Here is a 13264-nt window from a genome sequence, read left to right on the forward strand (position 1 = left end):
GAGCTAGCGAAAGGTTAGGATTTGAATTGCAGCAGCCAGCCCAGCAGCTCGTCCATCACCGTCATGTTGAGGGTATAAAGCACAAACTGGCCCTGCTTTTCGCTGGCGACCAGGTCGGCCTGGCGCAGCAAATCGAGGTGGTGGCTGATGGTGGGCTTGGAGAACTGGAAGGCATCGGCAATTTCCCCGGCCGTGCAGGGCCGCTCGCGCAGCATCTCCAGGATGGCGCGGCGGGTAGGGTCGTTGAGGGCTTTGAAGAGGGCGTTCAAGAGCGGTTAGTTATTTAGGCAAATGTCTAAATACATTTCACATGAGCAAGAGAGTTGACTAAAAAATTATTCCTTAGGCAGTGCGTGAGACCGAGCCGAAAAGGAAGTGCGGTCCAGTTGGGGTGGGTTGTTCAGATTATAACCAAAGGCTACGCTATCCAGATAAGCTGCGACGCCTAAACGTTACCCCATTGTTGCGGGCTGCTGCCGGGCATTATACTGTACATCCTACTCATGGGAGCCGACTTTGAAGACAGAAAGGTCGAGGCGTAAAGGCATAGCAACATTGTATCAGAAGCAATGGTATTAGCTTTTCAAATGCTCAACCACTCATTGTGTGGCGGCTCACCTTGATAATAAACTACCTCACAGTTACCGAATATCAGCACAATGCCTTCAGTATATGGTTCCAATTTCTTCAATGCCTCGGATGTCGACATTTCTTGCCCATCCAGCTTCTTATTAACTGATATGATGTAGCAATTAGAGATTTCTGGCAGCTTTGCTACCTGTTGTAGAATAGTTCGCTCATAAAATGCATCTAATCTCCTGTATTTACTCTTATCAATATCTTGACAGTGGTACAGCATCTCCAGAAAATCACGCCGACGCGTCGGCTTCTCAATAAAGCCTATATAGCGTTGGCGTTTTTCTTTCACAACGCACTTGTTGATAAAGGCAACTTCTAATTCCTTATTCATAAAAGAGAAGATAATAGAAACACGAAACGGCACCACCAAGGATGCCGTTTCGTGCTGCAATAAATCTTTGATTGTCTACTTCCCAACCACTGCCGTGGCAATGCTCAGCTCCTTGAGTTGAGCCTCGGAAATGGGCGAGGGCGAGTCAATCATGACGTCGCGGCCGGAGTTGTTTTTGGGGAAGGCAATGAAGTCGCGGATAGAATCGGCACCGCCGAAGAGCGAGCAGAGCCGGTCGAAGCCGAAGGCAATGCCGCCGTGGGGCGGGGCACCGTATTCGAAGGCGTCGAGCAGGAAGCCAAACTGGGCCTGCGCTTCCTCGGCCGAGAAGCCGAGCAGCTCGAACATGCGGGCCTGCACCGCGCGGTCGTGAATGCGGATGGAGCCGCCGCCCACTTCCACGCCGTTAATTACCATGTCATAAGCATTGGCGCGCACCTCCCCTATCGTGTCGGGCGAGTCAAGCAGGGCAATGTCCTCGGGCTTGGGCGAAGTGAAGGGGTGGTGCATGGCGAAGTAGCGGCCTTCCTCCTCAATGAACTCTAGTAGGGGGAAGTCAACCACCCACAGCGCCGAGAAGGTGTTTTTGTCGCGCAGTCCCATGCGCTGGCCCATTTCCAGTCGCAGCTCGCTCAGGGCCTTGCGGGTTTTAGTAGGCTCCCCGGCCAAGATCAGCAGCAGGTCGCCGGGTTGGGCATTGAAGGCGGCTTTCCACTGCTGCAGCGCCTCCTGGGAGTAGAACTTGTCTACCGACGACTTCACCGAGCCATCCTGCTCCACGCGGGCGTACACCAAGCCGGTGGCGCCAATCTGGGGGCGCTTCACAAACTCCGTCAACTCGTCGAGCTGCTTGCGGGTGTACATGGCCGAGTTGTGCGCGTTGATGCCTACCACCAGGCCGGCGTTGTCGAACACCGGGAAGCCCTGGCCTTTCACCACGTCATTCAGCTCCACAAACTTCATTTCGAAGCGCGTGTCAGGCTTGTCGTTGCCGTAGTAGCGCATGGCATCGGCGTAGGTCATGCGGGGCAGCTGGCCGATTTCCAGGCCTTTCACCTCCTTGAACAGGTACTGCACCAGCGCCTCGAAGGTGTTCAGGATGTCTTCCTGCTCCACGAAGGCCATTTCGCAGTCAATCTGCGTGAACTCGGGCTGGCGGTCGGCGCGCAGGTCTTCGTCGCGGAAGCACTTCACAATCTGGAAATACCGGTCGAAGCCCGATACCATCAGCAACTGCTTGAATGTCTGGGGGCTCTGGGGCAGGGCGTAGAACTCGCCGGGGTTCATGCGGGAGGGCACCACAAAGTCGCGGGCTCCTTCGGGCGTGCTTTTGATGAGCACAGGCGTTTCTACCTCAATAAACTGCTGACCGTCGAGGAAGCGGCGAGTGGCCTGGGCCACGCGGTGGCGCAGCATCAGGTTCTGGCGCACGGGCGAGCGGCGCAGGTCGAGGTAGCGGTACTTCATCCGCAGGTCGTCGCCACCGTCGGTTTCGTCTTCAATGAGGAAGGGTGGCAGCTTGGCGGGGTTGAGCACCTCCAGCTTTTCTACCCGGATTTCGATGCCGCCAGTGGGCATCTTGTCGTTTTTGGAGTAGCGCTCGGCTACTTTGCCGGTTACCTGCACCACAAACTCGCGGCCCAGCTCGCGGGCGGCGGCGCGCATCTCCTCAGCTTCTACACCTTCTTCCAGGGTGAGCTGGGTGAGGCCGTACCGGTCGCGCAAGTCCACCCAGCTGATGCCGCCCTTGTCGCGGGTGCGCTGCACCCAGCCGCAAAGCGTGACGGTTAAACCAACATGTTCGGGGCGAAGTTCGCCGCAGGTGTGCGTACGGAGCATAAACGAAAGGAATTCAATGAAAGGAAGCCGGCGGGCCGGGCGCAAAGATAGAAGACCGGGCCGGGCCCGCCACACGCCCTAGCCGCTCCAAGTTGAATTTACAGCTGGCCCGCGTGCCGTTGGGCGGGCTGGCGGCGGCGTTGGTTGAAAACCAGGGACATTTCATAGGTCTTTGGCTATGTTTGCTTGGGAGCCTGCCGCGGGTGTTTTCTGGCCCGGGCAGCAGCTCTTCTGCTCGCATTCACGCTCTCTTACCAAAACACTTTTCAGCTATGGAACTGGTTATCGACCACCTGTCCAAGACCTACCCCAACGGCACCAAGGCCCTCAACGACGTGAGCCTGCGCATTGCGCCCGGCATGTTTGGCCTGCTGGGGCCCAACGGCGCCGGCAAGTCCAGCCTGATGCGCACCATCTCCACCCTGCAGCAGGCCGATGCCGGCACCATTCAGCTGGGCGACATCGACGTGCTGCGGGAGCCGGAGCGCGTGCGCCAGGTGCTGGGCTACCTGCCCCAGGAGTTTGGCGTGTATCCCAAAATCACGGCAGCGGAGCTGCTGGAGCACTTTGCCGTGCTCAAGGGTCTCAGCAATAAAAGTGAGCGGCGCCAGGTGGTAGATGCCCTGTTGCAGCAAACCAACCTCTACCAGGTGCGCAACAAAAACCTGGGCGGCTACTCCGGGGGCATGAAACAGCGCTTCGGTATTGCGCAGGCCTTGCTGGGCAACCCCAAGCTCATCATCGTGGATGAGCCTACTGCCGGCCTCGACCCCACCGAGCGGAACCGCTTTCATAACCTGCTGGCTGAAATTGGGGAAGACCGCATCGTGATTCTGAGCACCCACATCGTGTCGGACGTCTCGGACCTGTGCCGGCAGTTTGCCATCATCAACAAAGGGCAGGTGCTGTATACCGGCGACCCGCTGCGGGCCATTGAGGAAGTGCGCGGGCAGATCTGGCGGCGCAGCATCCGCAAGGAGGAGCTGGCGACGTACCAGCAGCAGTTTGCGGTGATTTCCTCGCGCCTGTTTGCGGGCCAGACCATTATTCACGTGCACAGCCTGAGCCAGCCCGGCAACGGGTTCGAAGGCGTGGAGCCGACTCTGGAAGACGTGTACTTCGCCCGCATCAACGCCGCCGAGCAGGCAGTCAGTGAAACCGCACCAGTAGCTAAGTAACTCAAACATGTCTGTCATGCTGAGCGAAGTCGAAGCATCTCTACTGCTTCGTCTGAATAGTCTTGCAGCGAAGCGGTAGAGATGCTTCGACTTCGCTCAGCATGACCTTCCTGATATTCTGACCATGTTCCTGGAAATATTCCTTTTTGAGCTGCGCTACCGCTTTAAGCGGCCGGCTACTTACATCTACTTTGTGCTGCTGGCCCTCATGGCCGGGCTGTTTATGCTGGCCGTGGCCGGCGTGTTTGGCGTGAACGTGACCATCGGAGGCGGCAGCGGCAAGATGCTGGCAAATTCGGCTTACCAAATCAACACCATCCTCACGGTGGTGAGCCTGTTTGGGGTCTTCATCACCTCCGCCATGATGGGCACCCCGGTGTTCCGCGACTTCGACCACCGCACCCACTCGCTCTACTACACGGCTCCCATCAGCAAGGCTGGTTACCTGGGCGGCCGCTTCCTGGGCTCGTTTGTAGTCACAGTGCTGGTATTCCTCGGCGCGGCTCTGGGAGCTTGGCTGGCTACGTACTGGCCTACCATTGCGCCGGAACGGCTGGGCCCCAATGTGGTCGCCGCCTACCTGCTGCCCTACCTGCAGCTGGTAATACCCAACTTGCTGTTGTCGGGGGCCATCTTCTTCACGGCGGCCACGCTCACCCGTTCGGCCCTAGCCATTTACCTGGGCGGGGTGCTGTTTCTGGTGCTCTACACCATCAGCGGCACCCTGCAGCAGGACCTCGACAACGATACGCTCAGCACCCTGCTTGACCCACTGGGTGGCAGCGCCATCGACCTGACCCAACGCTACTGGACGGTGGCCGAGAAGAACACCCGCCTGCTTCCCTGGAGCACCTGGCTGGTGCAAAACCGTCTGCTATGGCTGAGCGTGGCCTTCACTACGCTGGCGGCCTGTTTTGCTTTCTTTCGGTTTTCCTTCGCCAATAAAGCTGACTCGGGGCCGCGGCCTAAGGCTGGAGCACTGGGCGTGGCCGAGGCCGCCCCAAATCTGACGCTGCCACGGGCTACGCCGCACTTCACGGCGGGCCTGGCCTGGGCCCAGTTGAGCCGACTGCTCCGGTTGGAGTTTTTCGGCACGGTGCGCAGCGTGTACTTCATCGGTATTGCCGGAGCGGGCTTGCTTTTTCTGCTGGTTACGGGCATGCAGGTAGGCAAAATGTACGGCACCAACACGTTCCCCACCACGCCGGTGGTAGTGCAGCTGCTGGCCAGTACATTTGCCTTGTTCCAGCTCATCATCATCACCTTCTACGCCGGGGAGCTGGTGTGGCGGGAGCGGGATGCCAAGATCAACCAGATCTACGATGCTATGCCCATGCCGGCGTGGGTGCCATTTCTGGCCAAGCTGGGCGCGCTGATGCTGATTCAGGTGGTGCTGCTGGCCGTGGTAATGCTGTGCGGGCTGCTGCTGCAGACCTTCAAGGGCTACTTCAACTACGAGCTGGGGCTGTATGTGCAAGAGCTGTTTGGCTTCCGCCTAATAGGCATGCTGCTGTTGTGCGTACTGGCTATGCTGGTGCAGGTGCTGGTCAACAACAAGTACCTGGGGCACTTCATCATGATCCTGTACTACGCCTTCAACCTGTTTCAGGGCACGTTAGGGCTGGAGCACAACTTGTATTCCTTTAACGGAGCCCCCGAAACGCCTTACTCGGCCATGAACGGCTACGGGCATTTTGTGGGTCCGTTCCTGGCCTTCAAGCTCTACTGGGCGGCATTTGCCGTGCTGCTGGCCTTGGGCAGCGCCTTGCTCTGGCCCCGGGGCACCGAGACGCGTTTTTCCTGGCGCTGGCAGCAGGCCCGCTTTAGTTTGTCGCCGGCCTTGGGTGTGGTGGCGGGCGTGGCTCTGCTAGCATTTGCGGGGCTGGGTGCTTATATTTTCTACAACACCAACATCTTAAACGAGTACCGCACCTCCGACGAAAACGATGCCCTGGGCGCGGCGTTTGAGCGCAAGTACAAGCGCTTCGAAAAAGCCCCCCAGCCCCGCATCACGGCCGTGCAGGTGAACGTGGACATCTTCCCCCAGGAGCGCGACGTGCGCTTCCGGGGCTCCTACTGGCTGCTGAACCGCACCCGGCAGCCCATCGACTCGGTGCACCTGGTGGGCGCGGTTGAGGCTGAGGTAAAGCAGATGGCTTTGAGCCGCCCCGCCAAAGAGGTGCTGCACGACCAGGTGGGCGACGTTGATTACCGCATCCTGCGCCTGGCTCAGCCCCTGCAACCCGGCGACTCCCTGCAGCTGAACTTCGATCTGGCCTACACTAATCCAGGCTTCAAGAACAGCGGCTCCAACACGAGCATCGTGGAAAATGGCACGTTCGTCAACTCCCAACTGCTGCCCCACATCGGCTACCAGCCCGAGGCCGAGCTGTCCGGCGACGACACCCGCAAAGAGCAGGGCCTGGCGCCCCGGCCCCGCATGGCCCCGGTGGGTGACTCGGCGGCCCGCATGAATACTTACATCACCAACGATGCCGACTGGATTCGGTTTGAGGCGACGGTGAGCACCTCTCCCGACCAGGTGGCTATTGCGCCCGGCTATTTGCAGCGCGAGTGGACGGAGAAGGGCCGGCGCTATTTCCACTACAAGATGGACGCGCCCATCCTCAACTTCTACTCCTTCCAATCGGCCCGCTACCAGGTGTATAAAGACAAGTGGAACTCGGTGCCTATCGAAATCTACTACCATCCCGGCCACGAGTACAACCTCCGGCGCATGGCCCAGGGCGTGAAAAAGGGCCTGGAGTACTACACCGCGCACTTTGGCCCCTACCAGCACCGGCAGGTACGCATCATCGAGTTTCCCGGCTACTCCGGCTTTGCCCAGAGCTTCCCCAACACCATTCCTTTTTCCGAAAGTATCGGCTTTGTGGCGGAGGTGGACTCCACCGACCCCAAAGACATCGACTACCCGCTCTACGTGACGGCCCACGAGGTGGCGCACCAGTGGTTTGCTCACCAGATCATCGGGGGCAACGTGCAGGGCGGCACGCTGATGTCGGAGACGCTAAGCCAGTACGGCGCCCTGATGGTGATGAAGCACCTCTACGGCCCCGACAAGATGAAGAAGTTTCTGCGCTTTGAGCTGAACTCCTATCTGACGGGCCGGGGCTTCGAGCGGAAAAAGGAAGTACCCTTGTACCTGGTTGAGAATCAGCCCTACATCCACTACCGCAAGGGTTCTTTGGTGATGTATGCCCTGCAGGATTACCTGGGTGAGGCAGCGGTGAACAGCGCCATTAAGGAGTACCGCGACAAAGTAGCCTACCAGCGGGCCCCGTACACCAACTCGGTGGAGTTTATCGGCTACCTGCGGAAGCACACCCCCGATTCACTGCAGTACCTGATTACGGACTTGTTTGAGCGGATTACCCTCTACGAGAACAAGGTGGACTCGGCTTCCTACCGCAAGCTGCCCAACGGCCAGTACCGCGTCCAGTTCACGGTGGATACCAAGAAGATTTACGCCGACTCCCTCGGCAACGAAACCGACGTGACCAACGCCCGCGACTTGGTGGAAGTAGGCGTGCTGGCCCGCAAGAAGGTGAACGGCCAGTGGCAGGATGTGCCCGTGCTGGTGCAAAAGCAGCACCTGCGCCCCGGCCGCAACCGCCTGGAGTTTACCGTACCTGAGAAGCCGGAGCGCGTGGGCATCGACCCCTTTAACAAGCTGGTGGACCGCAACCCCGACGACAACGTGAAAGCCCCCGAAGAAAAGAAAGCGTAATGCCTGATCTGAACCTCTCTCCAAGCCCGGTCGTTCTGCGACCGGGCTTCTTGTTGGTGCTAGCGCCCAACTGCCGGCCGCCCAAATCCGTAGCCCTCCCCAAAGCTGGGCTGTGCGCGAGTTTGGCCCGACTTCTGCAAAGCGACTTTACACGGGCAGTTGCCCGCTTCCTCAGCCTTCCTTCTTCCGATATGAAACGTTTCGTCCTTCTCGCCCTCGCCTCTGCCCTCAGCTTTTCCGCTGCCCAAGCCCAAACCAAAATCAAGACCAAAGCCAAGGACGAAGACTCCTCGGTGAAGTCGAAAAGCACGGCCGAGCCGGTGGTGCTGGACGGGCCCATTAAGCGCGTGGAAACCCTTTCCGGCATTGATGTTTATCCCAACAGCAGCACCAACACTATCCTGCTGAGCTTTACCCAGCAGTTCACGGTACCCGGTACGCTGGTGATGACCAACTACAAGAACGAGCCGATTTACACCACCGCCCTCGACCCGCAGACCAACACCGGCCAGCCCGTGGACCTGGGCCGCATTCCGGCCGGCACCTACCTGGTAGAAGCCAAAACCGGTAACTATGTGTACTGGAAGAAGGTGCGCATCAAGTACCCCGCCGTATCGAGCAGCAGCACCAAAAACAAGCGCAGCCGCCGCTAGGGTGTTTCAGTAGCGTCCTGATTTTGCCTCCGCTGCCGCCCGGTAGCGGGGGCATTTTTTTACTGACTACTTCTGCCCGGCCGGCTTTTCCCGTTTTTCCCGCAGATTGCGGCCCCAAGTGCCGCCCTTTCTCTCTTGTTTTTCTCTTTCTATGAAAACGCATTTCAGTCGTTTCCTTTTCCTGCTGGTGCTGCTCACGGCCTTCTCGGCCCTGGCTGCGCTCAAGCCCAAGCTCAAAAAAACCGCCCTGGCCGGTGGCATCTCCCTGGGCGTACCCGAGGGCTTCACCCCCTTGCCCGACGAAGGCATTGCCGCCAAGTTTCCGGCCCCGCGCAAGCCCCTGGCCGTTTTCACCGACCGGGCCGGCCGCGTGGATCTGAGCGTGGCCCAGAAGGAAACGCCCTTCGGCAGCGGCGACTATGCCCTGTTGCTGAAAATCTACAAGGCCAGCATTCAGAACATGTACACCAAGGTCACGTTTCTCACGGAGGACATCCGCACCATCAACAAGCGGGACTTCATCGTGCTGGAATTCACCTCCGAATTGGCTGATACCCGCCGCAACAGCAACCTGGCGCCCATCCGCAAGTATCAGTTGGTGCAGTACGCCATTGAGGGCAAAACCCTCACCGTCTTCACCTTCAATGCCCCAACCGAGGAACAGGCCCGCTGGCAGCCCGTGGCCCAGGCCGTGATGCAGAGCATTTCGATGAAGTAGAGTGCTTGGCTTGGGGATGTGGACTGGCGCGGCTGATTGCGCGGCATCCAACGAGTGGGGGGACCATCTTTCGTGGGAAAACCTCTTCCCAACCAGTTGTGGGTCTGGTTTTCCGACGAAAGGTGCCGATCCAAATGGTTGGATGACGGATTTCACGCGCCAGATGGCTTCACAAATGGTTGGGAGGCCACCTGTCGTGCGTAGGATGGCTTCCCAATTGTTTGGATGGCCACCTTTCGCGGGAAATCGTCCAACCAAACGGTTGGGAGACGGGTTTTCCGTTGCCAGAGGCCCATTGAACCGCTGGACTGATCCAGTGGCGGGGCCGACCGGGCGCCGGCACCACCAGCGCCGCCAACCAAGTCCCTAAGTCCCCAAGACCCCAAGTCCCGATCTATATGACTCTTTCCCTGTATTCCGACGAGCACTACATGCGGGAGGCACTCAAGCAGGCCCGCTATGCGCTGGAAGAGGAGGAAATTCCGATTGGGGCGGTAGTGGTGATGGACCGCCAGATTATTGCCCGCGCCTACAACCAGACCGAAAAGCTGCGCGACGTGACGGCCCACGCTGAAATGCTGGCCTTAACGGCCGCCGCCAACCACCTCGGCAACAAGTATCTGCAGGACTGCACCCTTTATGTAACAGTAGAGCCCTGCGTGATGTGCGCCGGCGCCAGTTTCTGGGCGCAGCTGAAGCGCGTGGTGTACGGGGCTCCCGAAGACAAGCGCGGCTACCGGCGCTACGGCAACCTGCTGCACCCGCGCACCGAGCTGGCTACCGGCATTATGGCCCTGGAGTGTGCGGCGCTTATGCAGGAGTTTTTCGCCCGCAAGCGCAAATAGGCTACTTTTGGCCGTGCCGCCCGACCGAAGCCGTAACCCCGGCCGCCCTTCGGTGGTTATACTCTGAACTCGTTTCTTCTTTCACCCAAACCCTACTCTGCTATGGCTTTCGAACTGCCCCAGCTTCCCTACGCTTACGATGCCCTGGAACCGCACATTGATGCTAAGACCATGGAAATCCACCATACGAAGCACCACCAGGCCTACGTAACTAACCTCAACAACGCCATTGCCGGCACCGAGCTGGAAGGCAAGAGCCTGGAAGAGTTGATGCACAACATTGCGGCGGCCCCCGCGGCGGTGCGCAACAACGGTGGCGGCCACTGGAATCACTCCCTGTTCTGGACGGTGCTGGGCCCCAACGGCGGCGGTGAGCCTACCGGCGCCGTGGCTGAGGCCATCAACAGCGCCTTTGGCTCCTACGAGAAGTTCAAGGAGGAATTCACCAAAGCCGCCACCACGCGCTTCGGCTCGGGCTGGGCTTGGCTGTGCAAGCAGCCCGACGGCTCCCTGCAGATCTGCTCCACGCCCAACCAGGACAACCCGCTGATGCCCGACACCGGCTGCAAAGGCACCCCTATCCTGGGCCTCGACGTGTGGGAGCACGCCTACTACCTCAACTACCAGAACCGCCGCCCCGACTACATTGCGGCCTTCTACAACCTCATCAACTGGGACGAAGTAAACCGCCGCTTCTCAGCTGCCAGCTAACCAGCCCGGTTCCCGGTTCATTTCACAAAAGCCTTTCTGCAGCCCGCGGAAAGGCTTTTGCGCGTTTATAGCTTCCTGTGAATGCCAGCGTGGGCAGCATTGATGAGCTGCCTATCCGGTTAGATTTCTTGTATATTTAGCAGTCAATTTCCTTAAATTCCCTCCAACCGCGTTCTGCATGAGTGTCAAGTTGCGGCTCATTCTTCTGAGCTTTTTACAGTTTTTTATCTGGGGCTCGTGGCTGATAACCATTGGCGCGTACTGGTTCCAGACCAAACAGTGGTCGGGGGCTGAGTTTGGCGCCATTTTCTCGACGATGGGCATTGCCTCCATCTTCATGCCCTCGCTCATGGGCATCGTGGCCGATAAATACGTGAATGCGGAGAAGCTCTACGGCATTCTGCACATCCTGGGCGGTATTGTGCTCTTTACGGTGCCCATGGTTAGCTCGCCCGGCACCATGTTCTGGGTGATGCTGCTGAACATGATTTTCTATATGCCCACGCTGGCCTTGTCCATTGCCGTGTCGTACTCGGTACTGAAAAGTCGGGGTGGCGACGTGGTGAAGGACTACCCGCCCATTCGGGTATGGGGCACCGTGGGCTTCATCGTGGCCATGTGGACGGTGAGCTTGCTGGGCTTCGAGAAGTCGGCCAACCAATTCTACGTAGCGGCTGGGGCCGCCATCCTGCTGGGTTTCTACTCATTTACCTTGCCGGCCTGCCCGCCGCCTTCCAAAGACACGCCCAGCCGCTCACTCATCGATGTACTTGGCCTGAAGTCGTTTGCCCTGCTGCGCGACACGAAGATGCTCACCTTCTTTTTGTTCGCACTGCTACTAGGTGCCGCTCTGCAGTTAACCAATGCCTACGGCGACACATTTCTACATGATGTCAGTAAAACTGTAACTCCTTTTAATGTTGAATCTTGGTCTCAACTTCTATCCCAGCTAGCAACCAATCCTTCTGCTACTCTCAGCGGCCTTGCGGCGAAATATCCGGCCATCATTATGTCCATTTCGCAGATCTCAGAAACCCTTTTCATTCTGGCTATTCCCTTCTTCTTGCGTCGATTTGGTATCAAGCAGGTAATGTTTTTCAGCATGATTGCCTGGGTGTTGCGCTTCGGCCTGTTTGCCTTTGGTGATCTGGAATCAGGGCTTTGGATGGTTATTCTTTCCTGCATCGTGTACGGTATGGCCTTCGACTTCTTCAACATCTCCGGCTCCCTGTTTGTGGAAACGCAGACGGCCTCCAGCATTCGGGCCAGCGCCCAGGGGCTGTTTATGATGATGACCAACGGCTTCGGGGCCGTGCTGGGCAGCTCTGTCAGCGGCATCGTTATCCAGCAGTATTTCACGGCTGCCGACGGCACCAAGGACTGGCACGGCATCTGGCTGACGTTTGCCCTCTACGCCCTGGTTATTGCCGTACTGTTTGTCGTTCTCTTCAAGCACAAGCACACCACCCAAACCACTGAGCACGAACTCCCCGCCGAGCCCCTGCTGACGGTGGAACAGGTATAGGAACCACGGATTCGCGCGGATTTTTCGGATTTCACGGATTTCGTAGTTGGCGCAATCAGCGGTTGTTAAGCTAGAACCTCCAACAAAAAAGCCTCGCACAATGCGAGGCTTTTTTGTTGGAGAAGAATCGTCCACAAAATCCGTGTAATCCGAAAAATCCGTGCGAATCCGTGGTTCTGGCGTCTTGGTCTAGAACTGTTCGTCAGCCGAAAAGAAGAAGTCCCCTTCGATCTGAGCGTTTTCGTCGGAGTCGGAGCCGTGTACGGCGTTGGCTTCGATGCTCTTGGCATATTTCTTCCGAATGGTGCCTTCGGCCGCCTGGGCGGGGTTGGTAGCACCAATCAGGGTGCGGAAGTCAGCTACGGCGTTGTCTTTCTCCAAAATAGCCGCTACGATGGGGCCCGAGGACATGTACTTCACCAGGTCGCCGTAGAAAGGACGCTCCTTGTGAACGGCGTAGAATTCGCCGGCGCGCTCGGGCGTCAGCAGTACTTTTTTCAGGCTAACGATGCGGAAGCCGCCTTCCTCAATCATGCTCAGGATGCCACCAATGTGGTTTTCCTGGGTGGCGTCGGGCTTAATCATCGTGAACGTGCGGTTCGTGGCCATACTGTTGGGTGTGGGGGGTTATCGTGAAGTGTGAAAAGGCATACGGGAATTGCGGCTGCAAAAGTAGGGAATCCCCTTTGTTAATGTGCTAAGGTGAAGGAATGTGCTGCGCTGCGCTAATGTGGAGAATGTGGGTAATGTGCTAATGATGTGCTGCTGATGCGTGTCATGGCGAGCGAAGCGCGGCCATCCGTCCTATACAACACCAGATACGTGCTTCTACCAGAAAGCTCCTGACGCTTGCCCGCATCGGGGGCTTGGCACTTCCTGGGGCTTGGCACGTTGCTCAGGACGGATGTCCTCCTTGTGCCTCCTCACCATGACAGCCATGTAACCATGTAGCTATTCAACCACATTAAGCCCACATTAGCACATTCTCCACATTAACAAAGCGCACCATTCCTAAGCGCGGTTTGTTGAAACCCGGAATATTTCCGATTTTTGCGCCCTTGTATCCGGCTTAAACCA

Annotated in this window: 11 protein-coding genes; 7 read left to right on the plus strand and 4 right to left on the minus strand. The window is 58.1% G+C overall.

Features of this window, described 5'->3' with window-relative positions:
• Positions 1 to 14: 14 nt before the first annotated feature.
• From I5L79_RS11745 to aspS, 3 genes are all read right to left on the minus strand, one after another.
• Complete coding sequence (locus I5L79_RS11745; protein WP_149070783.1) at positions 15 to 269, minus strand: autorepressor SdpR family transcription factor; 255 nt, start codon at positions 267 to 269, stop codon at positions 15 to 17.
• A 314-nt stretch (positions 270 to 583) separates the two neighbouring features.
• Complete coding sequence (locus I5L79_RS11750) at positions 584 to 970, minus strand: hypothetical protein (RefSeq protein WP_196955250.1); 387 nt, start codon at positions 968 to 970, stop codon at positions 584 to 586.
• A gap of 75 nt (positions 971 to 1045) precedes the next feature.
• On the minus strand, positions 1046 to 2809 hold the full coding sequence (gene aspS, locus I5L79_RS11755; protein WP_196955251.1) for an aspartate--tRNA ligase: 1764 nt from the start codon (positions 2807 to 2809) through the stop codon (positions 1046 to 1048).
• Positions 2810 to 3081: 272 nt separating this feature from the next.
• On the opposite strand from aspS, the gene I5L79_RS11760 reads away from it, so the two are divergent.
• From I5L79_RS11760 to I5L79_RS11790, 7 genes are all read left to right on the plus strand, one after another.
• Positions 3082 to 3987, plus strand: a complete 906-nt coding sequence (locus I5L79_RS11760; protein ID WP_196955252.1) for an ABC transporter ATP-binding protein — start codon at positions 3082 to 3084, stop codon at positions 3985 to 3987.
• A gap of 124 nt (positions 3988 to 4111) precedes the next feature.
• Positions 4112 to 7735 (plus strand): ABC transporter permease/M1 family aminopeptidase, encoded by a 3624-nt coding sequence (locus tag I5L79_RS11765; RefSeq protein ID WP_196955253.1) that lies wholly within the window; start codon positions 4112 to 4114, stop codon positions 7733 to 7735.
• 191 nt (positions 7736 to 7926) lie between these two features.
• A complete protein-coding gene (locus I5L79_RS11770; protein ID WP_196955254.1) occupies positions 7927 to 8388 on the plus strand; it encodes a T9SS type A sorting domain-containing protein in 462 nt (153 codons plus the stop codon).
• Between the two features lie 151 nt (positions 8389 to 8539).
• Entirely contained in the window at positions 8540 to 9106 is a 567-nt protein-coding gene (locus tag I5L79_RS11775; RefSeq protein ID WP_196955255.1) for a hypothetical protein, read from the plus strand.
• Positions 9107 to 9504: 398 nt separating this feature from the next.
• Positions 9505 to 9951 (plus strand): nucleoside deaminase, encoded by a 447-nt coding sequence (locus I5L79_RS11780; RefSeq protein WP_196955256.1) that lies wholly within the window; start codon positions 9505 to 9507, stop codon positions 9949 to 9951.
• A gap of 102 nt (positions 9952 to 10053) precedes the next feature.
• Positions 10054 to 10662: a superoxide dismutase gene (locus tag I5L79_RS11785; protein ID WP_196955257.1), complete on the plus strand. Its 609-nt coding sequence runs from the start codon at positions 10054 to 10056 to the stop codon at positions 10660 to 10662.
• A 178-nt stretch (positions 10663 to 10840) separates the two neighbouring features.
• Positions 10841 to 12187, plus strand: a complete 1347-nt coding sequence (locus tag I5L79_RS11790) for a nucleoside permease (protein ID WP_196955258.1) — start codon at positions 10841 to 10843, stop codon at positions 12185 to 12187.
• A gap of 189 nt (positions 12188 to 12376) precedes the next feature.
• Here the strand turns inward: I5L79_RS11790 and I5L79_RS11795 are convergent, their stop codons facing one another.
• On the minus strand, positions 12377 to 12796 hold the full coding sequence (locus tag I5L79_RS11795) for a nucleoside-diphosphate kinase (protein WP_149070794.1): 420 nt from the start codon (positions 12794 to 12796) through the stop codon (positions 12377 to 12379).
• Between the last annotated feature and the right edge of the window lie 468 nt (positions 12797 to 13264).

The sequence above is a fragment of the Hymenobacter guriensis genome (assembly GCF_015773195.1).
Taxonomy (GTDB): Bacteria; Bacteroidota; Bacteroidia; order Cytophagales; family Hymenobacteraceae; genus Hymenobacter; species Hymenobacter guriensis.

Bases quoted from the DNA above. Each gene is read 5' to 3' on its own strand.
- I5L79_RS11750 (WP_196955250.1), bottom strand. From the start codon at position 970: ATGAATAAGGAATTAGAAGTTGCCTTTATCAACAAGTGCGTTGTGAAA.
- aspS (WP_196955251.1), bottom strand. From the start codon at position 2,809: ATGCTCCGTACGCACACCTGCGGCGAACTTCGCCCCGAACATGTTGGT.
- I5L79_RS11760 (WP_196955252.1), top strand. From the start codon at position 3,082: ATGGAACTGGTTATCGACCACCTGTCCAAGACCTACCCCAACGGCACC.
- I5L79_RS11765 (WP_196955253.1), top strand. From the start codon at position 4,112: ATGTTCCTGGAAATATTCCTTTTTGAGCTGCGCTACCGCTTTAAGCGG.
- I5L79_RS11770 (WP_196955254.1), top strand. From the start codon at position 7,927: ATGAAACGTTTCGTCCTTCTCGCCCTCGCCTCTGCCCTCAGCTTTTCC.
- I5L79_RS11775 (WP_196955255.1), top strand. From the start codon at position 8,540: ATGAAAACGCATTTCAGTCGTTTCCTTTTCCTGCTGGTGCTGCTCACG.
- I5L79_RS11780 (WP_196955256.1), top strand. From the start codon at position 9,505: ATGACTCTTTCCCTGTATTCCGACGAGCACTACATGCGGGAGGCACTC.
- I5L79_RS11785 (WP_196955257.1), top strand. From the start codon at position 10,054: ATGGCTTTCGAACTGCCCCAGCTTCCCTACGCTTACGATGCCCTGGAA.
- I5L79_RS11790 (WP_196955258.1), top strand. From the start codon at position 10,841: ATGAGTGTCAAGTTGCGGCTCATTCTTCTGAGCTTTTTACAGTTTTTT.
- I5L79_RS11795 (WP_149070794.1), bottom strand. From the start codon at position 12,796: ATGGCCACGAACCGCACGTTCACGATGATTAAGCCCGACGCCACCCAG.